Consider the following 22758-nt stretch of genomic DNA (forward strand, 5'->3'; position numbering starts at 1 on the left):
ATTGTAAGTCCTTATCTTGAGAAAGTAAATTTTCCGATGTAGGGGCAAGGGTCTTCTCGTATTAAAAGACTTAGAAGATCAATTCTTAAACTGCTGTTGTTACTGCAGGATTTTGTTTGGTAACGATAGGGGATGTTCAAACGATTCTCTAAAGAGACTCAATTTTCAAAAAAATCAATTGACGAATATCCATGGAAATATTATGATGATTCTATTAACGGCTATTTAACGACGTGTTATTTGTTTTTAAATAGTTATCAAAATACTAGAGTCATTCAATTAACCTTAAAAACAAAGGGGATGCTTTATGAAAAAAGAAATGTCATTCGGTGTTGCAATAATACCGCTCATCGTCATGATTGTAATGATGGCAATTACGGTTGTCTGGCTGGAACAGGGTCCACATATTCCACTTATTTTAGGAACATCAGTTGCAGCTATTGTTGCTTTGTGTTCTGGATATAAGTGGAGTGAAATTGAAGAGTCTATGTACAAGGGGATACGTCTCGCTCTGCCGGCAGTCGTCATCATTATTCTGGTAGGGATGGTGATTGGGGCTTGGATGGGCGGAGGAATTGTTGCCACCATGATATATTATGGTCTCAAAATCCTCACACCTTCGTTTTTTCTTGTAAGCATCTCGGTTATTTGTGCAGTGGTATCATTGGCTATCGGTAGTTCGTGGTCAACTATGGGGACTATCGGTGTTGCTGGGATGGGGATTGGACTAAGTATGGGAATACCTGCGCCAATGATTGCTGGGGCCATTATTTCAGGCTCATATTTTGGTGATAAAATGTCACCGCTTTCAGACACGACGAATCTTGCATCCGGGCTGACAGGAACAGATTTATTCGTGCATATTCGCCATATGCTCTACACCACGATTCCGGGCTTTATCATTGCCTTGGTCGTGTACGCCATTCTTGGGAGGGATTTTGGGAAAGGAGATATGGATGCTGCGAATATTGAACAAACGATCCGTGTTTTACAGGATAGCTTTGTCATTTCCCCATTCCTATTGATCATTCCGTTAATCGTCATTATTCTTGTTGCTAAAAAGGTTCCAGCCATTCCAGCATTGATAATAGGGGTCTTGCTCGGTTTCTTATCACAAATTTTCATACAAGGTGGCAACGTGGCTAATGCAATAGCAGCTTTGCAAAGCGGCTTCGTGATTGATACGGGCAATAAAATGGTCGACAAGCTGTTTAACGGCGGCGGATTGGATTCAATGATGTACACCGTGTCAATGACCATTGTTGCGATGACATTTGGTGGAATCCTTGAAAATACAGGCATGCTTCAAGCGATCGTAAAGCAAATATTAAAATTTGCAAAAACATCAAGAAGTATCGTAGCATCAACGGTCTTATCATGCTTTGCGACGAATATTACATGCTCAGAACAATATATTTCCATCGTGATTCCTTCACGTATGTATGTAAAAGCTTATCGTGATAAAGGATTACACTCGAAGAACCTATCCCGCGCACTTGAGGATGGCGGAACATTGACTTCGGTATTTGTTCCTTGGAATACTTGCGGAGTATTTATTTTAGCTACACTTGGTGTGCATGCATTCGATTATGCACCATATGCGATTCTGAATTTTATCATCCCGGTTATTTCTATCATTTATGCGATGACTGGCTTTACAATTACGAAATTGACAGAAGCTGAAATTCAAAGTATCAAGAAAGAAGAGGAAGCAACTCTTCCAATATAACTTGCCGAACTTTTAATGGGACATGCTCCAAAGCAGGAGCCCTTCGAAAAGAGGGTTCCCTCTACGAGAACCTTTCTTTTCTTAGGATTTAGTATACTGGCAAATTAAGTTCATAAACAGCTCGGGGACGCCCTTTTGAATAGGTCATTTCTTCTCCAACGATGGTCACATGACCATGATCGGATAGTTTTTTTAGAATTCTTTCTGTGGTACGACGGGTCACCTGTAAATAATCCTCTAGTTCAGCAGCTGTGAATTGGACGGCTTGGCGGGAATGACTGAACTGGATGATTTTAGATATGTTTGCAGGGCTCAATTTTGTCTGTTTGGCCACCTGAAGAAGTTCGGGATGATCGTTTTTCAAACGTTGCTGTTTAGCATGCTGTGGAAACGGGCCAAGCAAATCTTTGTCTTCTGTGAAAATGTATCCGCATTTGTCATCACTATGTTTTTCAGCAAAACCGAGGGCAATCTTTGCATGTCGATCTGCATCCATAATAGTTGAACCATATCCGAAACCAATCGTGCCCTTTTTCTGTAATTGGGCAAAAAAATGATTCAGCCCGTTTCTGTTCATCAATGATTCGATATCACCACGGGTGCTGTACAGTATGAAATGGCAGTCTTCAAGTAACTGGACGGAGGCTTGAATTTCATGTGCCAACCCATCTACCAGTTCATGAGCGTTCGCTTCTTCCGATATGACATAGCAAACGGCAATTTGTGAAGACCTGCTTTTAATTAGGTCTGTATGGGCTTTAATATCCTGCAGTGCTTTAAAAATGGAACTTTGAGGATCAACCATGCGCATGGCAGGTACACCAATAAGCTGCAGTTGATCAAATACAGAATGTACGCTTGTTAGTGCAAGATCAATGAAACCATCTTTCCAAAGTTTTTGATGATAACAAGTGATCAGTGAAATGTCAAATGAGTCCTTAAGCATTTCCTGGTAATCCATAATGTAGCTTGTATCCATCTCGATTTCGAGGTCAGCTAATACGTTCGTGACAATGGAGGCTTGGCTAACATCGATGGAAATTCGGTGAGGAGAGATTTTTTTATGATATAGCACGGATAGTAAGGAAGAAGCGACCGACATCTCATCTTGTGCTAAATAAAAAGAAGGAACCGGAAGATGCTCATGATATTTTTTTGAAAAATAGTACGGCAACACCCCTGAAAACAACACAGCATCACACGGCTTTAGAGTTTTTATAAGCAGACCGGCCTCAGTAGGTTTCTGATATATATAGGCGTCAAAGTCAATTTCAGCAATTTCCGATGTTATGGATTCAATTCTTTCGATAAATTCAGTGGAACCAATGACAGCAATTCTTGTATTCATTGTTAACCTCCTGGTGAATGAGCTAATGTATTCCTAAATAACGGTGTATTAACGACAACTATATCAAATTCGGACAATATTGTGAATCGAAAGGGAGTTTAGAAATGAAAATTACAGCGATCCACCTATATGCGATCCATCTGCCTCTTAAAGAGCCATTTGTGGTTAGTTACCATACCTACAAATTTATGCCATCGATTCTTGTAAAAATAGAGACGGATGAAGGGATTGTTGGGTACGGGGAAGGTGTGGCAGACGAACATGTGACAGGTGAGACTTTGGAAGGGACCTACCAGGTGTTGAAAAATACGCTGGGACCCATACTGTTAGGCAGGAATCCATTTGAAATCGAAAGTCTACATGATTTGATGGACAAAACGATTTATGGAGCCCCTACAGCTAAGGCGGCTATCGATATTGCTTGCTTTGATATCATGGGTAAGAAACTGGGGCAGCCAGTCTACCAGTTAATAGGGGGGCGTTATCATGAGGAGTTTCCGATTACCCATGTCTTAAGTATAGCCTCTCCCGAAAAAATGGCAGAAGAAGCGGCTGCTATGGCCGATAAGGGCTATCAGTCATTTAAAATGAAGGTTGGCACCAATGTCAGTGAGGATGTGGCACGTATTCAAGCTGTGCGCGCCCGTGTGGGTGAGAATATCGCTATACGAGCAGATGTTAATCAAGGGTGGCGGAACAGTGCGGTAACTCTTATAGCGATTGATCAATTGCGTGAATGCGAGCTTGATTGGCTTGAACAACCGGTAGCTGCAGATGACATCGATGGAATGGTTGAAATAAAATCGAAGTCTACGATCCCGTTGATGATTGATGAGGGGTTAAAGGGCACCCGGGAAATGCGTGAAATTATCCAGAAACGAGCAGCCGATAAAGTAAATATTAAACTGATGAAATGCGGTGGCATATATCCTGCGGTAAAGCTTGCCCACCAAGCGGAGTTTGCTGGGTTAGAATGCCAGATAGGCTCGATGGTTGAATCTTCTATTGGATCTGCAGCAGGATTCCATGTAGCTTTTTCCAAGAAAGTGATCACAAGCGTAGAACTCACCGGTCCATTGAAATTCTCAAGGGATGTTGGAAATCTATTCTATGATGTGCCATATATAAGATTGACTGAAAATCCAGGATTAGGTGTACAGATAAATGAAGAAACGCTAGTTGAATTAACTGTTTTTCAGGATGTTATCCGATAAAAGGGGGAGCCACTTTGGAATTGATTTATGAGGGAACCATCAAAAAGGAATGGGAACATCACAAGCGGTTTGAGGTCAGAAAATTAGTGTTGGAGGATTTAATCGATATATTGCAAGTCCAAGAACAGATCGTTCAACATTTGAACGATAATGGTGTGCTTCAACCGCTTACCAAGGAAGAGTTTCAATATATTCTAGAAGGAAATGGACTGATGATTGGAGCATTCGTTTGTAAAGAATTAATTGCGTTCCGGGCGTTGCTGGCTCCTCCTATTGATGAGGATCATCTAGGTAGAGATATCGGATTGACAGAAAACGAGCTGTCGAATGTTATCTATCAGGAAATTTCAACCGTACTCCCTGCATACAGGGGAAATAAACTGCAACAGACACTTGCAACATTAATCATGAAGGAGCTGAACAATCACGAGTCAACTTACCGATATGTATGCTGTACGGTTGCGCCTTTTAACATCCCAAGTTTGAAGGATAAGTTTGCCCAGGGAATGGAGATTGCAGCATTAAAGGAGAAATATGGGGGGCAAATGCGTTATGTATTTGTCAAGGAATTGTCGGTAGTGGACGCATCTCATTGGCAGGAAATCCAGTTCATTGAGATGAATGATATTGCAGCCCAGCAAGAAATACTCGCAAAAGGTTGGCGTGGATTCAAAATGGAAGAACAGGAAGGAAAACAGTTAGTCTTTTATGGAAGTAAGCATACGAGTTAAAATCTCTTCGTAATTCTCGTTTGTTACTGAACTGCACCTCCAAGTGTTAGGTAAAATCTTACACTTGGAGGTGCTATTTTTTAGCATCAACCTCCAAAAAGAGGTTTTCTTAGCAAAGTAAGTAAAATATCATTTTTTCTAATTGGAAGAAATAACCTCGTTGTTAAGTTATGGTTAATACTTTATAATTTTCTAGAAATATAGAAATGTTATGAATAGGAGAAAAGTATGAAAAAACTGTTGACCATTTTACTTTCAATTACGATGTTAATTAGCTTGTTCCCACAATTAGCATCGGCAGCTCCAAGCAATAATTTTGAGCAGGAACTTACAAAGTATTTAAAAAAGGTAAGCGATGTAAGGGGATTTGAAGTAACGAAGGATGATATTGAAAGTTCTCTTTCTACATATGATGAGAGTATTAAAGACTTTCAATCTATTGATGATCTTAAAGAAACATTAGGCGAAGTTATTAAAGCAGATTTAAGTAATTTAGATACCATTTATGAGGATTATAACCTAACTAATGAAGGCCTAATTAAACTATTACACGATAATGGCGAAGAACTGGACGATTATATCTTTATCTGGGACCTGGATGAAGCTGTTTATTTCTATACAGAAGAGGGTGATTTTGAACAGGATCCAAATTTTGACCAAGATTTAGTCAAATATTTAACCAAGGTCAGCAAGGAAAGAGGCTTCGCAGTAACAAAGGACGATATCGAAGCATCATTAGACACCTATGATTTAAGTACTGAAGACTTTGAATCTGTCGAAGAGCTTAGCGAATTCTTAGGTGACGTCATAAAGGCAGACCTAAGCAACTTAGATTATTTTAATGAGAATTATGGACTGGATAAACAACCACTGCTTCAATTGTTAAAGGAAAATGGTAAAGATTTTAACGATTATATATACATAGATAATCTTGAAGAAACTGTTTGGACCATTACTGGCGGGGATTTGGAAGGAGAAGTTGCCGATGATCTTCTGCCTATTTTCGAGGGGGATCTCGGTCTAACGGAAGAGGAACTACAGCGACTTGAAGACCATTTAATAACTTTGGAAGATCATCTTTCAGATCCGGAAACAGTCAAGCGACTTGAAGAATTGGGCAACCGCATGATGGCTTTCGAGGATTTTGATGTAGCAACCGAGCTTACTGCTGGACAGATAGCTGAAATGGCATCTATCTATGAAGAACTACTTTCCATCTTTAAGCTAAAAGTATCCTATTCCCTTGTGAAAAGCGGCTCGGAATCACCTGTATCCCTTTTGGATTTAATGAAATTGGAAGAATTGAAGGGTGCTAACTTGAAAATAGCCATATACACTACTGACGGGAAGTTCTTGGCTGATCTTTTGATTACGGGTGAAATGGTCGATTCTAACACTCTTACTAATGCGGGCCAACAATTAAAGGATTCTGCTAAAGAAGTGACAAGGTCCATTGAAAAGGCACCAGTTGCTAAACCAGTAAAACAAAAAATCAGCACTATTAAGAAATCGGAACATCATACGGTAAAAGGAGCTAAACTTCCAAAGACCGCTTCCGATTATATCCCTAATGCCCTTTTAGGACTATTCATTGTCTTGTTCGGGAGCTTGATGTATCGAAAAATAAGGAAAGCTTAATATGAAACAATTTAAGAAAAAGCGGTTACTTCTGCTTTCTTGTACAATTGCTATCATTTTATTTGGGGTTTGGTTTACCACATCCAATATGTATAAGTTTGCAAAAGGCTACTTTCTTTACAAGACTCATGCTCCAAGTAGCCAAGTAAAAGAAACTGTACAGAAACCACCAAGAAATGAAACAACAAAGAAAGAGCTATATCCTGTCCGCCCTAAAACGGGTGAAGAAATCGGGGAACTGTATATACCCAAACTAAAAGCAAAACTCCCCATTTTCCATGGAACAAACGAGGATGAATTGGAGAAAGGCGTTGGTCACTTTGCCGAAAGTGTGCTGCCAGGAGAAAATGACAATTCCGTACTTTCCGGTCATAGAGATACGGTATTCCGTAAACTGGGGCAAGTAGGTGAAGGAGATTTGTTGATTGTAAGAACATCGGCAGGAGAATTCACATACAAAATCAACAAAGTTCGAATTGTAGATGAGGATGATCGTACCGTAATCGTACCAAAGCCACGAGCAACGCTTACCGTCAGTACCTGTTATCCTTTTGATTATATCGGGTCAGCACCTGAACGTTATATACTTGTCGCGTATTTGACTTCAAAAACAGTAAGTTAATCATCTAGAGCCCCAATAAGGAAATCCTATTGGGGCTCTATTAATATTATTTCCACAAATTCTATTTAACTATATTGTTTAGCTATTCTTATTGCTCAAAGTACTCGATGTAGCGGATTTTATTATTTTATGATGGTAAATATAAGAGCCGGCTATCAAAATATATCCGATAATGAAAAGCAGCCATCCACTGGCGGGGTCGCCCACTGATATGCTTGAATACATAGCACCCGTCAAATCAAATACAAAACCGGCATAAGCCCATTCCTTGATTCTTGGAAAGCCAGGAATAAGTATTGCCACGACACCTAATAATTTGGCAATGCCAATAAAGGGTAGGAGGTAGGTAGGATAACCTAAATCATTAAATAAAGCGACTGCATCGGGAGCAGACATTATATCCGGAATAGAACCCAAAACCATTAATGCCACCAAAAGCCCTGTAAAGATCCAATATATAATTTTTGTTTTTTTCATTTATTCTCTCATTCCCTCCCTTAGATTGACATTTTAATCATATTCCACATTCCTTTTTTTAATGCATTCTATAAAAAATTATTGAACTTTAACAGTCGTGGCCCGATTCTTGAAGAATCGCTTGACTGTAGACAGATTCGAAGAAAACTCCTGTTTGCCTACAGTTTTTTCTTGAGAAATATTCTGTTGATTTCAGAAATCCGCTCCAACGAGTCAACAGCCGAAATCATGGGGTGAAGCATGAATTCACGAGAAAATATGCTGAAATCACGAGTAAACGTGAGAAATCATGGGTGCAGCACGAATTCACGAGTAAATATGCCAAACTCACGAGTAAATGGCCAAAATTCACGAGTAAAACAGCTAAAATCACGAGTAAATAGCCAAAACTCACGAGTAAATGGCCAAAATTCACGAGTAAAACAGCTAAAATCACGAGTAAATAGCCAAAATTCACGAGTAAAACAGCCAAACTCACGAGTAAACGGCGCGAAATCACGAGTAAACGTGCGAAATCATGGGTGCAGCACGAATTCACGAGTAAATATGCCAAAATCACGAGTAAATGGCCAAAATTCACGAGTAAAACAGCCAAATTCACGAGTAAACGGCGCGAACTCACGAGTAAACGTGCGAAATCATGGGTGCAGCACAAATTCACGAGTAAATATGTTGAATTCACGAGTAAATATGCCAAATTCACGAGTAAATGGCCAAAATTCACGAGTAAAACAGCCAAACTCACGAGTAAACGGCGCGAACTCACGAGTAAACGTGCGACTGTCTGCCAAGCCTTCCCGCTGCAAGCTACTCCTGGGTCTCATCTTGCCAGTTATTCGGCAGGAGTGTCGCAAATTTCTTCAATCTAGTGAAGGTTTCATAAAACAGTAACCCCTAATTTATCGAAAAAACGATTCTTTATTAAGAATCGCTTTTTCTTAAGCTGTAAGAGCAGCTTACCTAGAGCTTGAATCAAAAAAATCAAGAAGTTTAAAAAGGAAAGGCTGAAAGAATCTCCATTATGTAATGTATAACTACAGCGTGTTTTTTATGGAGCGGAAATTTCATTACATTCCGGGCAAAATGTATATCGAAAGGGGGGATATACATTTTGCCCAATTTCGGGTTTTTCTGTGCCGGTATAAATTATTCATCTCTTTGGCAACCAATTATTATTGGTCTTGTACTAGCGATTGTCGGGGTTGGTATGGAATATTTCATATTAAAAAGTGGAACTTTATGGATGGGTGTTGGAGCGGATTTTGTAGCTACCGTTTTGATTGGGCATTTTCTTTCAATCTATTATGGTATGGAATGCTTCAATCACTTTCAAAGGAGCAATTATTGTAGGAATATTACTTGGTGTAATAGTAGAATACTTTACTCACAGATTTTTAATTTCATAAGGGAAAGTCCAAAAGTCCACCGCTTAAGGTAATTTTGGAGTTACATTATTGTAAAAGGCAGTGCCTACTTTAGCATTGCCTTATTGAGGTAATTTTAAGGTTGAATAGCTTTGCCTTTCTGAAAGTGTTGCAGATATGAATAGTGTAAAATTGCGAACACTGTAATTGACCCTGTTGCAGCAATTTTAGGTAGGGCTTTATCTTATAAAAAAGTTTATTGACTTAAAAGAATTGATTAAAATGACGCATAACCCGATACAGGAAATCGTGATGATGGAATACATTAACTTTAAGTCTTTCAATATAATAATTCCCGCAATTACTATTAGTGAATCAATAATAAAAATAACAATTCCTGGATTAGTTGCTGTGCTTTTTGAGATTAATAGTGCTAGCAAATCCACTCCACCAGGGCTAATATGTTGTCTCAGCATAAAACCAACACCAATCCCAATCGTCATTCCACCGATAATGGCACTCGATATGATCGGTAGATGAACCAAACCGTTTAGTGGTGTTAGCCAATCAATAATGGTTGAAGTAAACGCTAACCCAAGGATGGCATTAAAGAAATAAGTCTTATCGTATAGAAGAGATAGAAGGTATATGGGAATGTTGATCATGATCATAGTATGTCCAACCTGGATTCCCCAAACATATTTGATTAATAAACTTATGCCAAATATCCCGCCATTTATTAGATGAATGGGGATAATAAATAAGTTAAGACCTACTCCAATGCAAAAACTTGAAAAAAGCAACGTAACAAACTTTTTCATAAAAAAATTCCCCTTGTCCAAATCATTATCTTAAAATATATGAGAGGAATCTAAATATATACTTAGCTGATTGGGAATTACGATTGCTATTTGTTCTTCATAAGATATTTTTAATTCACATGGGAGTACGCTAATCAAAATAAAGGCATTCTCGTTGAGGCCATGATGTAATTAGGGCAAAAAAAAGAGACACTAAAAGAGTCTCTTTTTTTGCCTTGTTTTCTTGGGGCAAGTCAGTTTAATAATAAAAGAATTTTTTATACCTTGGAAAATAGGTTGGATTTAGCCTTGTTAATTCAAGATGTTTTTTTTGATAGGCGATTTGTAATGGTATCTTCTTGTGGTGAAGTTTGCCGTATATAAAAGGCCAGTATGAATGCAATTATGGTCAAACCTGTTGCTATCATGAATGCATCATCCACTCCCATTACGCTGCCTTGTTTAATGGCCGTCGCCATTTGTGATGTATTATCCGGTGATATGTTCCTTTGAGATAAGATTTCCTGAACATGTTTCGTTCCTTGGTTTGTCATGATGGACACAAAGAATGCCATGCCAACAGCTCCTGCCACCATTCTCAACGTATTGACCATTGCTGTGCCGTATTTATTTAGGCTAAGTGCCAATTCATTTAATCCGGCTGTGAAGATAGGCATCATCAGTATCGACATTCCGAACATTCTAATGGTATATACCCACACCACATAAGAATAGGACGTATCTGTTTGAAGCCGCGTTAAAAGATAGGTTGTAATGATAGTGATGGCAAGTCCGCTCACCGCAAGCCATCTCGCACCAAATCGATCAAACAGCTTACCTGTGATAGGGGACATGATCCCCATTAAAATCCCGCCAGGCAATAGCATGAGACCAGATTCCATCGGAGTGAACCCACGAATGTTCTGCATATAGATTGGCATGATGATCATTCCAGAGAACATACCCATGGTAGCGATGATGTTAATGATTGTCGTTAATGTGAACATCCGATACCGAAAAATTCTAAATTCCAAAATAGGATGCTTTACAGTAAATTGCCTCCAGACAAATAAAACTAGACTGATTCCTCCAACAAGGAACATCGTCAGGACTTCGAAACTGCCCCACCCCTTGGTACCGCCTGTAGCAAATCCGTATAGAACTCCGCCGAATCCGATAGTGGATAGAATAACACCCATTTTATCGAGTTCGGGTCGGCTGGTTTTACCTACATTTTTAATGATGAAAATTGCAAAAATAAAGTTAAGAAGGGCAAATGGGAAAATGATAAAAAACAGTACTCGCCAAGAATAATTTTGGATAATCCATCCTGATAACGTCGGTCCTACGGCTGGGGCAAAATTCATCGCGATACCAAAGATGCCCATTGCAAATCCACGTCTGTTAGGAGGGAATAAAGTGAAAATTACATTTGTAATCAAAGGGAATAGAATCCCTGCACCTGCAGCTTGAACGACACGTCCGATTAATAAGACGGAGAAGCTGGGGGCAATTCCACATAAAAAAGTTCCTAAGGCGAAGAGTCCCATCGAAGCTAGATATAATTGTCTTGTATTAAATCGTTCCATTAAGAAAGCGGTAATCGGGATGACAATCCCATTAACCAATAAAAAGATAGTTGTAAGCCAATTAGCTGTTGCAGCTGATATGTCAAAATGATTCATTAATTGAGGCAATGCGATATTGATTAAAGTCTGATTTAAGAAAGCGATTAGAGCACCAGCCAGTATCACCGCAAACATGGGACCTGTACGTACTTTAGTGATGGCTGTTTTGTCGTGATTCATTATTATGACACGTCCTTTCCGCTAGGATAGTACAAATTGTACTGCCTGCTATTTTTAAAAGTTTAGAAACTAATTCGTCTCACGAAGTATTAGTGTAAACCCACCTATATTTTCCGGTAAAATACAGCATTTAAGGAGATTCACCTCAATTACGGCTTTTTTGAGGTGTTTATTCTTTATTAACCACTCACTTACAATATTTCAGGATACATTATCGCTTGGAAATCCCCCAGGTTAACATCCATTCTACAGGTATATCATATTTCAAACAATAATCACCAATATAATACTTACAATGTACCAGAGAAATTTGTGCACTAGGTATAGTACTTTAACATTCTACCATTCGTATTCACTAAAAAATAGTTAATTAATGTTGAACAATAAAATCACGACTTTTCCGTATTTTGTGAATGAATATATTTTTAATATTCAAAATAATCATTGCAATCAATGTACTGGTTGATTATAATACAAAGCATAACAAATAAAAGTTATTATGAGGGGGTGAAATAATTGAATATTGCAGGGATGAATATAACTTTTAGGCATTTCCCTTTTCATTATTTTTTGGATTGCATGGACAACCTTGGGATTAATAGCATTGAGTTATGGGGTGGGGAGCCGCATTTGTATGTTTATCGAAACATATTAGGAAATATAAGGAGTTTGAGAAGGGAACTTAAGTCTAGAAATATGAAAATCATTTGCTATACCCCCGAACAATGTATCTATCCTTATAACATTGCATCCTTGGATGCTCATTGGCGAAAAAAAAGCATGGAATATTTTATGGAAAATCTTTATGCCGCGCTGGAGTTAGACACAAACATGATGCTTATCACTTCTGGAATAGGGGACTTTTCTGTCTCACAAGAGGAATCATGGAAATATGCAAGTGACTCAATCTTTCAATTAACCAAAGTAGCTGAGATGGAAGGTTTGATTCTTGTTTTAGAGCCATTGACAAAGTATGAATCCAATCTGGTAATCGACTCAAAAGGGATGAAGAAAATGTTAGAGGAAATCCAATCTACTTCATTAAAAGGAATGATAGATACGGTTTCCATGCATCTGGCGGGTGAAACACCTGATGAGTACTATTCCTTCCTTCCCGAATTAGGCCATTTTCACCTAATGGACGGGGATGGTCAATCAGATGCACATTTGGCACTGGATGATGGGGTTTTAAATTGGAGGGAATATTTAACAAGCCTTCAAAGCCATCGTTACAAAGGAAGTTGTACTTTAGAGATTATGGGATCAAATTATTATCAAAATCCAATAGATGCAATCAAAAAATCAATTGAAAAAGTTAGGGAATTGGGAATTTAATCATCTAATTTGGAGGAACTCTTTATGAGTAATGGCACACTTACACGAAAACTGGGTTTTTGGTCTGCTCTGGCTATTGCTGTTGGAACTACAATAGGATCGGGTATTTTTGTCTCATCCGGTGATGTTGCAAAGGCTGCGGGTACTCCTTCCATTTCCATTCTAGCCTGGATAATAGGCGGGGTGATTGCCATTCCGCAAGTAATGGTGCTGGCGGAGTTATCGACAGCATACCCCCAAAATGGAAGCGGTTACGTTTATTTAAATAAAGCTGGGTGGAGGCCTCTGGCATTTTTATATGGATGGGCCACTTTCTGGGCGTTGGACCCTCCATCCATATCGATTATGGCCTTAGCCATCGTTTCTTATTTAGCAACCTTTTTCCCATTTTTCTCTGGGGTCGCCGGGAAATTATTGGGTATTGCGATCATCCTGCTCATCACATCGATTCATTATCGAAGTGTGAAGGAGGGAGGTCTTTTCCAAGTCATTATCACGGCTATCAAGATCATTCCTTTCCTGATTGTCATTGTCTTGGGAATTATGTATATGAATCCTGATAACTTTGCTTATACACCAGGACCTGGTGCCCAAAAGTCAAGTTTAATAGGTGGTGTATCCGCAACCACATGGGCATATACGGGAATGGCTGCGATTTGTTTCATGGCTGGGGAGTTCAAAAATCCAGGGAAAATACTTCCACGAGCTCTTATTAGTTCGGTATTCATCGTTTTGGCTTTATATACGCTGTTAGCCGTTTGTGTCATCGGTTTGATGCCGTTTGATGAATTAATCAACTCCAATGTGGCTGTTTCTGAAGCTGTAAAATATATTCCGGGATTATCTGATATTGCATCATCATTCGTGGCCATTACGGCGATTATTGTTATCTTGGGTTCGCTGAGTTCTTGCATAATGTTTCAGCCCCGCCTTGAGTACGCAATGGCAAAGGACGGACTATTCTTTCAACGTTTTGCAAGAGTTCATCCTAAATATGAAACTCCAAGTTTCTCTATCATCGTTCAGGTTACGTATGCATGTATACTTGTGTGCTTCAGTAATTTAACAGTATTACTTGGCTATTTCACACTGATTCAATTGGTAATTAACATCATGGACTTTGCCGCTGTTTATAAATGCCGTAAAAGGGATGATTATAATCCAATCTATCGTATGCCAATGTGGAGGTTAACGACGCTTTTAGCTATTCTTGGAGCATCATGGCTGGCTTGGGGAACATTTACTTGGGCGCCTATTCAAGGAGTGATTGCAGCATTGATCGTCATCGCAACAGGTCTGCCGGTTTACTATTATTGGGAAAGGAAATATGGATCCAAGAGAAATAACGACAGTGATATCGTGGCTTAGCAGAATTTTAAAGGGAAGTTAGGACTTCTTTTGACAAACACACTAAAATTTAAAATAAAACAATTGTACAAATTATTATGTTTAGATATAATACAAGACGTAACAAATGAACAGAGGTAAGGGAGGAAGCTGTTAATGCTAAAGTTTGATGAGGAGTTATTTCTAAATCTTGTAGAAAAAGAGGGCCTTGCTTTTAGAGGCCAGATTGAAGAAATCGTAGATGGAATCACAAAGAGGGGCTACAGCAATATTTTCCTTATCGGTGCTGGTGGCACCATAGCCATGATGTATCCATATGAATACATTTTAAAATCAAATTCTACCATCGATGTCCATGCAGAAATTGCTGCTGAGTTCATGGTGATGAATCATAAGCATTTCAGCAAAGATTCAGTCTGTATTTTTACATCTGTATCCGGGACTACTCAAGAAACAGTTGCAGCGGCTGAATATTGTAAAGAAAAAGGCGCAACTACAATCGCTTTAGTTGCAGAGCCAAATACTCCGTTAACACAAATTGCGGATTACTGTATAACGACTGGTTCTGAAACGCACTCTTTTGATACTTTCTTTATGCTTTTGTACATGATCGTCTTCCGTTTCATGCATAACAACAATGAATTCCCGCAATATGAACAATTCACGAAGGAGGTTTCTCTACTTCCGCATGCAATTCTAGATGCCGTAAAATCTTTTGACAAAAAAGCAGAGGAATTTGCCATTACACATAAAGACACGGATTACCACATGATGGTCGGTTCTGGTAACCTATGGGGAAACACTTATTCATATGCCATGTGCATTTTAGAGGAAATGCAATGGATCCAGGCGAAATCCATCCACGCTGCAGAGTTTTTCCATGGTACGCTTGAACTTGTTGTTGAAGATACAAGTGTTATTTTACTAAAAGGGGAAGATGAAACTAGACCGCTGATGGACCGTGTAGAGAGATTTGTAGAAAAAATCTCAAAAAATATTACGGTTATTGATACCAAAAGCTTTGAAATGGAAGGCATCAGCGAAGAATTCAGAAAGCATTTTTCTGTTAGCATCAACTGGTCAGTATTAAGTCGAATCAGCGTATACCTTGAGCGTGAAAGAAATCATCCATTATCACTTAGAAGATACTATCGCCAAATGGAATATTAAGATAAGTGGAGCACTACTTAGTAGTGCTCTTAAGTTTCAAGAAAGCGGGGGAAAATGATGAGAACGGTTACAGTCGGAGATAACTGTATGGATGTTTATCAAAAGAGCGGGGAGGTCCATCCTGGGGGTAATCCTTTAAATGTGGCTGTCTATTTAAGAGGGTTAGGTGCTGACTCTGCTTATATCGGCTGGGTGGGCTCCGATCGATACAGTGAAAAAATGGTTAAAGCGATTCGGGAAAAAGGTGTTGATATTTCTCATCTTTCGCGGAAAGAAGGAAAAACAGCTGTTACTTTTGTTGAAATGGTAGGAAATGACCGCAAGTTTGGAGAATACGATGAAGGTGTCATGAAACATTTCCGCTTAACGACAGAAGAACTCCATTACATTCAAACATACCAGCTCATACATTCAGGGATTTGGGGACATGCGGATAAGTACTATTCCTTATTTAAAGAAAATGGAATGCTCACGTCTTTTGATTTCTCAGATCAGCTAGATCATGATCTAGTGAAGACTTTACCGAAGTTTGTTGATTATCCTTTTTTCTCTTATACGAAGGATGATGCTTTTATCCGCCAATTTTTAAATGATGTAAAAAATCAAGGATCTAAAATTGCGGTCGCCACTTTAGGAGAAAATGGTTCACTTGCCTATGACGGCATTCAATTTTATCAATGCGGTGCCGTTGTAGCGAATGTGGTGGATACAATGGGTGCGGGGGATTCCTTCATTTCCGGTTTTATTTATGGATTATTGAAAGGCCAATCTATCGAAAATTGCTTAGAATTGGGTACAGAGTCTGCTGCGAAAACCATTAGCTATTTCGGTGCGTGGTGACTGGGACTGTAAATCATGTATAATAGGTAGTAAATAATAAATTTTGACGGATAAGGATGAATCTAATATGAATTTAAATCCTTCAGCCCCCCAGCCACTATATATGCAAATAAGGCAAATGTTGAAGAATGATATTCAGAACGGTAAATACAAACCAGATGAACAAATCCCAACCGAAGCAGAGCTTTGTGAAACTTATAACGTTAGCCGCATCACCATTCGAAAAGCAATCGAGGAATTGGTAAAGGAAGGAACACTGACACGTATTCCGCGCAGGGGTACCTTTGTTGCATCTAATAAGTTTCATAATGAGTTGTTATCCATAAGTGGATTCTCAGAGTTTAGTCATCAGCTTGGGAAGATACCGAATTCCCGGATTTTAAGAAGTGAGGTCATAGCCGCACCAAAAGATGTTGCAGGTCATCTCCTCATTGAAGAAGGAAGCCCCGTTCTCGAACTGGAGCGACTCATGTATGTAGATGAGCGTCCGCTTTTCTACGATACCGCTCATTATTCGTTACTTCGTTTTCCGGATTTGGAAAAGAAGATCGCAAGGGATGAATCAACTTATAAGATCCTATTGGAAGATTACTATACCGAAATAGTCAGTAACGATAAAATTATAGACGTGATTGGTGCTACAAAAATCTATGCTAAATATTTAGAATGCGATATTGGCGCAAATTTATTTAGAATAGTGAAGATTGCTTTCGATGCAAACGACCAGCCTGTGCACCTCTCAACGTTCATGTGTGAAACCAACAAGGTCAATCTGACTGTTCATCGGGCAAAATAGGTCATGCCATAAATTTGGCATGACCTATTTAAACATCTAGTTTTGATTTTCCTCCTCCAAACTTTCTTCTTTGATCATCGCATTTAAAATATCCTTACAATTAAAACACAAGATTTTCTTGTTATCTAACAGAATACCGTTCAGAAAACCAGCCGTACAATATACATCATGTGCACAGCGAACACAAGAGCCAACTAGTTCATCCATCGATACATCCCCCTATTCAGGAAATGGTATATAGTTTGGTGTTCTATTTTGAATAAAGGTAAAGGCCAAAATCTTGCATAACGGAAGTGTGCCCCATTTGTCGCAACATGGTAGCTATATTGCCACGATGATATGATCCGTGAGTGACAACATGAAATACCGATTCGGAAATGGAAGTTTCAAGCAACCCAGCATATGGATTATCCACGACAATTACCTTTTCCATATCCTCCACACTTTCCAGAAGGGCTTTGTTTCTTTCGGATAAGTCTATAAATGTTTTTTTCATTTCCTCAATACTTTTCTTTTCCACCACTTCTCTTAATAGATTAAAAGACTTCATTGCTTCATCCATACTAGTACCTGAGATAATGTCAAACCAAGTGTAATCTGTGAGATAAATGTGAGACAACACTTTAGATACCGAAGAAAAACCACTCTGAATATCCTTATGATAAATGTCCTCTGGAAGTTCAGTTAAACGATCAATGATAACTCCATTTGCCCACACGTGGTAGTTGTACATATTTAATACTTGTTCGGGGTGGTTCATATAAAAAACCTCCATTTTGGGTCGTATTGAACAATTTATGCCCTAAGTGACAAAAAAATTCAGTTGAATTCAAGAAAGTATATTTATTAATATGTTTATATATAATAACAGCACTTCCCTTTTGACAGGTAGGATGAGTATGAAGTTATTGCATACTTCCTCCACTGCTTTATCCATGCACCTTTCATTGCAAATTTACTAATGTTAAAACAAAATGCGAATCTTTCTGATTATAGATATTGGCGCATCCATATAAGGATGCTATTTCTTGCAGGAAATTAGCTCCCTATATCGAACTGATAGTAAAGGAGATGGTAATATGAATCTGAGAATTAAATATAGGCTTTATATCCATGTTGACGGAAAGCTTATTCCAGAGAAGTATGATCGATATGAGATACTAAACGTCAGAGAAGGTATAGATCCTAATGATACTAAGGATTACCAAGAGCTTATTAAAAAATTGGGAAAGTCAATTAATCGGCCTGTAAATGAATTTGAAATTAAAAATTATGAGTCCATGTAAGGGCATCCTCTCGAGGATGCTTTTTATTTTGGAGAATGAGAGGTGAATCCGGTAATTTTGAACTTTCACCGTTAATTAAACAAGAAAACGCCATTGATTTAGAGGGGATACCTTTTATTGCAGATTATCATTTAGTTTTTTATTAGATAATTCATCTATTGATTTTGCGGTTGTATCAAAGGAGGGGGTTCTGCCATGTCATTTAATACTTTTTCACGTTCTATTTTTGCTTCTAGAATGGCCCTCTCTTAATTGAGAGTGGAAAATCGTTAATTATTTATATGTCTTCTTGAACTTTCGTTTCCGTTACTCCAAGAAGACATGCGACCATTATTATTAAATGGTTCCGTGTGTTGAATTAAAGTATGAAATTATAATGTTTCATCCTGCCTTGAATTTTTTTGTAAAAGGTCACGGATTTCCTTTAAATATTGCTCGGTTGCCGGTACCACTACAATTACCTCTTCCTCGTCCGTTTGCTTTTTTCTAATTAGAGAATTCGCTATCTTCATAAACATGAAAATCGCAAACGAAATAATCAAGAAATCAATAACTGCTTGAACAAATGCACCGTATTGAACATCCACGCCATTAACTGGAAAGGCTAACGAAGAAACATTGACCCCTCCTAGTAAAATTCCAACTAGAGGTGTGATAATATTTTCGACTAGCGATGAAACGATTTTCCCAAATGCAGCACCCATCACTACAGCTATAGCAAGATCGAGAACGTTTCCTTTAGTTATAAACTCCCTGAATTCCTTTATCATCGTAACTACACCCTTCTTTTTTTATAGATAAAAGCATATCAGAAACATGGAGAAAATTGAATAGAGTAAGTGACCTCTATTATTTCCAAAGATAGGAATAAGCATCCGTTTAATCTTTTGAAATCCATTAATAAGTAGAATGAAAGCAGTCAATCAAAGGGGGGAGCTTTCACAAAACATTAAAAAGTCGTTATAAAACACGTCTTATTGGGTGGATTTAACGTTCCTAGAACCAAGCCTAAAGCTTTACAAATAGTACTTAAAAAGCAATTCAATAGTTATGGAAGGCAGATGGGGAATGTCTAAGGGGCAATCGTCACTGAAGGCAGGTAAAGAAGTTTTCACTAAATTGTTACTGAATATAAGGGAGGGGGAATATAAATGTTTTTGATTGGCGATAATTATATTATTGTACTACCCCCTAAGTGGTACTCCTCCATTGTTAAATGGCCTTCTCAAAATCGAGAGGGCTTTTTTTGTGGGCATTGGTTAATTATTTGTTGATCTTCGATAAAAGTTTAAAGCAAAGGGCGGTATCGATTAGGGGTTTTGTCCTTTTTGTGGATAAAGGAGGAAATTACGTTTCGTTTGAAGAATGTTTTGAAGATGGGGGTGGAATAATTGCGACAAAATATTGAACACGACTTATCTAAAGAGGATATTTTTAGAATGATTGTTAAACACCTTGATGTATTCCCGTTGACTTGTCTAGACGCTATCAGAGAAGTTATTAGAAGTTCATTAAAACAACGGGGCTTAATAGGAGGAGTAACTAAACAAACAGGAGCAGCTGCTATAACCTATAACCGGAAAATATCAGAAAAAGATATACAGTTAATAAATGATTGTATTTATGACCTTTTATATAGCCGAGTTATCCAACCTGGCATTAATAATGATAATCGAGATTTACCATGGATTTCTGTTTCTGATAAAGAGAAACTAAAAAAATATCTAAACTGAAAAGTATAGTCCGATAAATCAGAGAATTTTTCCATCCGGGAGAAATTTCCCCCTGAATGTTTGAAGGCGCAAGAATACTGCATTAGGTGTAAAGATAATTATTGGAGGAAAGATATATGTAGCGAATGGGGATTAATGCATAAACCGATTTTATAAATCCGAGGAATTTGAGATTCTCAAAAATGCAATAGTTGGATGTCCTAGAAAAGTGGGCATATTACAAAGCAGCCAAATTATTAGGTCATGAGCGGTAAGAGTGCCATTTAAAATCGAGCTAGTGCTTGAATATCCTTTATAGTTAAGCTAGGTAAGAGTCCAAAAAGGATGGGCTTAGGGGGAATGGATAAAATTTTGTGAACTCACTTTATTAACAGCAAAAACATAGGAAAAGCCCTTCTCTAAATCGAGAGGGGCATATTTTAGGTTATAATCTCTTTATCCGATAATTGCAATTTTCTATATAATTCACACTCAATTAATTGTATGTTTCACCTGTAAGATGGGATTCAAACATATCGATAATTTCAAGGAAACGATTGGCCTCACGGAAAACGTGATCAGCCAATAGAGGATGGATAATGCTCTTGATTTTGCATTCTTCGATTAAATCTCTGGCGGTTTTCTTAAAGTCTCGAAGTGATACGACGGAAACACGGTTCTGATCTAGAAATTGATCCAAAAGAGGGGCAGTTTGAGATTGCGGCTTCATGGACTCTAAGTCTACAGCTTGAAAGACTAATTGATCAAAATCATTGCTAAAGTTTCGCGCCATATCTACAAGCTTTCTTTCCGATGGATCAAGGAGATGTCCAATAAATTTTGCATGATCCGCCATGATCCTTAAAAAGAAAACATTCTCTTTGATGATAGCATCAGCAAGTGGCTTCAATTTACCTTCATTTAATTCTTTTAATCGTTTTCTAAAATAATTGGCTTCCCTACTTATATGGTCAACTAAAAGTGGGAAATTGTTTGCACCAGGCAATTTACAGGTAAGTATTAACCCCAACACTTTCCTTTTAAAGAAAAAAATGTTCGTAGCAGCTTGTTGCACTTCCGCATTAAATATTCTAATCTGTTCTGGGTCAGTTAGATTTGTAAAGGAATGAGATTGCTGTTCTATCCGTTCAAATACATGAAAAAACTGATTAGCTTCCTCAATTAGCTGTGTATCTTCACATCTGAAACCCAGTCTTAGAAATAACGAGTGTTCCTTCATTATTCGTGACCAAAAACGGATCTCATCTAAAGAACGTTCAACAAACATGCTAGAGTTATTTCTCATATTGGCTTCCTGTCTGTTCTCACTCAATACTATATCCCCCTTTATCCTTACCATCTTTAAAATCATATTAAAAAGGGGGCAATTGTATACCACTCAGTTACATATAAAGTCACAAAAAAATAATATATGTCTTTTGAATCGTAGCCTAATAAATGAGGAAAGGAAACAATCACTTTCAAGAACGGATCTTTCTATTTCACTAGTGTCGAGTCTTTTGCAATTAGAAGGTATTGAAGTTTCCGAGAGTGGAGATCAAGCGTATAGATGATTCCAGGGAAAATGATTAAGGGAAAGGGAGGAATTATGGACCATGTTAATGGAGCAAAATGAATAAATAGAAATGGTTAGCAGAATATCCTAAGGAGTGCTCCTTGCCTCTACCAGGAATTAGTTGTGAACTCAATTAATATAGATCGAGCCGTGATGGATGTAACGGAATCTGGTTTAATGCTAGCAAAAAGGGTATACCATTGAAGAGATTCAATTAAAGAAAATAGACTGTATAGGAGAACTTGCTTAGTTTAACTTTCAAGATTTAGATGATGATAATGTATAACTTATTCTTAATTGCTAGTGAGAAACAGGGCAAGAAATCTTTTTTACTTGCTCTTTTTTCTGTTACAAAGATTGTGACAACTCTGCATGGTTCTTAAAGTACTAGATAATTGGTACATATAGAATGTATTGTAATAAATCGTCTATTGAATATTGACTCAAAACTAAATAATAATGTCTTTACCCGTAGAAACAAGTAAAGCCTTTCGAACTTTATTAAGAATGAAAATTTGTAAAATAGTATAATGTTGATTTTTATGAATTTGGATTATAGGATATATAGAATGAAATAGGTTTTAGAAAAGAAACAAAGAAAATCATGAATTAGAAAAAGAGTGGGGTATATAAAATGACTGTTTTGTTTGGTACGGTCGAATACTTTGTACAAGAAATGCTAAGTCACTTAGAAATTTATCAAATGGGAAAATGGACAAAAGAGGATGAAATCTCATTAATATATTCAAAATTAGAAAATGAAATTTTATACGACTTTGTATGTGACGATAAAGTTCGAATAGAATGTTTGAAAAACCTTGCCTATGCAACTAAAAGAATAAGGACAAAAGAATATTAATCTATAAAAAAGAGGATGTCCCAAGATGTATGGTATTATCCCCTACAGGTAGACAGAGTAAAAAGAGAGCATGATAAAATGTTCTTAACAGTCTATCTGAGAGGGG

The 22758-nt window shown here is 37.9% G+C and carries 22 protein-coding genes and 1 pseudogene; 14 read left to right on the top strand and 9 right to left on the bottom strand.

The features are described from left to right. Positions 1-307 precede the first annotated feature (307 nt). Positions 308-1729 carry a Na+/H+ antiporter NhaC gene (gene nhaC, locus SB775_RS15675; protein ID WP_061462578.1) on the top strand — a complete coding sequence of 474 codons (1422 nt, stop codon included), beginning with the start codon at positions 308-310 and terminating at the stop codon, positions 1727-1729. A gap of 88 nt (positions 1730-1817) precedes the next feature. On the opposite strand, the gene SB775_RS15680 is transcribed toward nhaC, so the two are convergent. Then, the gene (locus SB775_RS15680) at positions 1818-3077 is read right to left on the bottom strand and encodes a transcriptional regulator (RefSeq protein WP_410862126.1); all 1260 of its coding nucleotides are present in this window, start codon (positions 3075-3077) and stop codon (positions 1818-1820) included. A gap of 104 nt (positions 3078-3181) precedes the next feature. Here SB775_RS15680 and SB775_RS15685 point away from each other — a divergent pair, with 104 nt between their 5' ends. The 4 genes from SB775_RS15685 (at position 3182) to SB775_RS15700 (ending at position 7282) form a co-directional block, all read left to right on the top strand. Then, entirely contained in the window at positions 3182-4291 is a 1110-nt protein-coding gene (locus SB775_RS15685; RefSeq protein WP_410862127.1) for a mandelate racemase/muconate lactonizing enzyme family protein, read from the top strand. A gap of 14 nt (positions 4292-4305) precedes the next feature. After that, a complete protein-coding gene (locus tag SB775_RS15690; RefSeq protein WP_410862128.1) occupies positions 4306-5022 on the top strand; it encodes a GNAT family N-acetyltransferase in 717 nt (238 codons plus the stop codon). A gap of 228 nt (positions 5023-5250) precedes the next feature. Beyond that, positions 5251-6660: a processed acidic surface protein gene (locus SB775_RS15695; protein ID WP_410862129.1), complete on the top strand. Its 1410-nt coding sequence runs from the start codon at positions 5251-5253 to the stop codon at positions 6658-6660. Between the two features lies 1 nt (position 6661). Next, a complete protein-coding gene (locus SB775_RS15700; RefSeq protein ID WP_377405536.1) occupies positions 6662-7282 on the top strand; it encodes a class D sortase in 621 nt (206 codons plus the stop codon). Positions 7283-7360: 78 nt separating this feature from the next. Here the strand turns inward: SB775_RS15700 and SB775_RS15705 are convergent, their stop codons facing one another. The 4 genes from SB775_RS15705 to SB775_RS15720 form a co-directional block, all read right to left on the bottom strand. Next, positions 7361-7759 carry a DoxX family protein gene (locus tag SB775_RS15705; RefSeq protein WP_284471141.1) on the bottom strand — a complete coding sequence of 133 codons (399 nt, stop codon included), beginning with the start codon at positions 7757-7759 and terminating at the stop codon, positions 7361-7363. A 226-nt stretch (positions 7760-7985) separates the two neighbouring features. After that, positions 7986-8525 carry a hypothetical protein gene (locus tag SB775_RS15710; RefSeq protein WP_410862130.1) on the bottom strand — a complete coding sequence of 180 codons (540 nt, stop codon included), beginning with the start codon at positions 8523-8525 and terminating at the stop codon, positions 7986-7988. Positions 8526-9362: 837 nt separating this feature from the next. After that, positions 9363-9944, bottom strand: coding sequence for a YitT family protein (locus SB775_RS15715; protein ID WP_410862131.1), 582 nt, complete (start codon positions 9942-9944; stop codon positions 9363-9365). Between the two features lie 296 nt (positions 9945-10240). After that, positions 10241-11731: a DHA2 family efflux MFS transporter permease subunit gene (locus tag SB775_RS15720; RefSeq protein WP_410862132.1), complete on the bottom strand. Its 1491-nt coding sequence runs from the start codon at positions 11729-11731 to the stop codon at positions 10241-10243. Positions 11732-12247: 516 nt separating this feature from the next. On the opposite strand from SB775_RS15720, the gene SB775_RS15725 reads away from it, so the two are divergent. The 5 genes from SB775_RS15725 (at position 12248) to SB775_RS15745 (ending at position 17219) form a co-directional block, all read left to right on the top strand. Next, positions 12248-13066, top strand: a complete 819-nt coding sequence (locus SB775_RS15725; RefSeq protein WP_410862133.1) for a TIM barrel protein — start codon at positions 12248-12250, stop codon at positions 13064-13066. A 24-nt stretch (positions 13067-13090) separates the two neighbouring features. Beyond that, entirely contained in the window at positions 13091-14434 is a 1344-nt protein-coding gene (locus tag SB775_RS15730) for an amino acid permease (RefSeq protein WP_410862134.1), read from the top strand. 135 nt (positions 14435-14569) lie between these two features. Continuing rightward, positions 14570-15583, top strand: coding sequence for an SIS domain-containing protein (locus SB775_RS15735; RefSeq protein WP_317778761.1), 1014 nt, complete (start codon positions 14570-14572; stop codon positions 15581-15583). Between the two features lie 57 nt (positions 15584-15640). Then, positions 15641-16423 carry a fructoselysine 6-kinase gene (frlD, locus tag SB775_RS15740; RefSeq protein ID WP_410862135.1) on the top strand — a complete coding sequence of 261 codons (783 nt, stop codon included), beginning with the start codon at positions 15641-15643 and terminating at the stop codon, positions 16421-16423. A 67-nt stretch (positions 16424-16490) separates the two neighbouring features. Then, the gene (locus SB775_RS15745; protein ID WP_410862136.1) at positions 16491-17219 is read left to right on the top strand and encodes a GntR family transcriptional regulator; all 729 of its coding nucleotides are present in this window, start codon (positions 16491-16493) and stop codon (positions 17217-17219) included. Positions 17220-17255: 36 nt separating this feature from the next. Here the strand turns inward: SB775_RS15745 and SB775_RS15750 are convergent, their stop codons facing one another. Both SB775_RS15750 and SB775_RS15755 read right to left on the bottom strand, forming a co-directional pair. Continuing rightward, positions 17256-17426: a hypothetical protein gene (locus SB775_RS15750; protein ID WP_284471135.1), complete on the bottom strand. Its 171-nt coding sequence runs from the start codon at positions 17424-17426 to the stop codon at positions 17256-17258. A 43-nt stretch (positions 17427-17469) separates the two neighbouring features. Beyond that, the gene (locus SB775_RS15755; protein WP_410862137.1) at positions 17470-17979 is read right to left on the bottom strand and encodes a DinB family protein; all 510 of its coding nucleotides are present in this window, start codon (positions 17977-17979) and stop codon (positions 17470-17472) included. 319 nt (positions 17980-18298) lie between these two features. On the opposite strand from SB775_RS15755, the gene SB775_RS15760 reads away from it, so the two are divergent. After that, positions 18299-18505, top strand: a complete 207-nt coding sequence (locus tag SB775_RS15760; RefSeq protein WP_061462595.1) for a hypothetical protein — start codon at positions 18299-18301, stop codon at positions 18503-18505. Positions 18506-18876: 371 nt separating this feature from the next. On the opposite strand, the gene mscL is transcribed toward SB775_RS15760, so the two are convergent. Further along, entirely contained in the window at positions 18877-19275 is a 399-nt protein-coding gene (gene mscL / locus SB775_RS15765; protein WP_089364512.1) for a large conductance mechanosensitive channel protein MscL, read from the bottom strand. Between the two features lie 621 nt (positions 19276-19896). Between mscL and SB775_RS15770 the strand changes: the two genes are divergently transcribed. Then, positions 19897-20238, top strand: coding sequence for a hypothetical protein (locus tag SB775_RS15770; RefSeq protein ID WP_410862138.1), 342 nt, complete (start codon positions 19897-19899; stop codon positions 20236-20238). Positions 20239-20713: 475 nt separating this feature from the next. Here the strand turns inward: SB775_RS15770 and SB775_RS15775 are convergent, their stop codons facing one another. Next, positions 20714-21523: a DUF2935 domain-containing protein gene (locus SB775_RS15775; protein WP_410862144.1), complete on the bottom strand. Its 810-nt coding sequence runs from the start codon at positions 21521-21523 to the stop codon at positions 20714-20716. 156 nt (positions 21524-21679) lie between these two features. Here SB775_RS15775 and SB775_RS15780 point away from each other — a divergent pair. Both SB775_RS15780 and SB775_RS15785 read left to right on the top strand, forming a co-directional pair. Then, a pseudogene (locus tag SB775_RS15780) lies at positions 21680-21850 on the top strand (succinyl-CoA--3-ketoacid-CoA transferase); the annotation flags it as partial. A gap of 577 nt (positions 21851-22427) precedes the next feature. Further along, positions 22428-22652: a hypothetical protein gene (locus SB775_RS15785; protein ID WP_410862139.1), complete on the top strand. Its 225-nt coding sequence runs from the start codon at positions 22428-22430 to the stop codon at positions 22650-22652. Positions 22653-22758 lie beyond the last annotated feature (106 nt).

The organism is Peribacillus sp. SIMBA_075, from assembly GCF_046534585.1.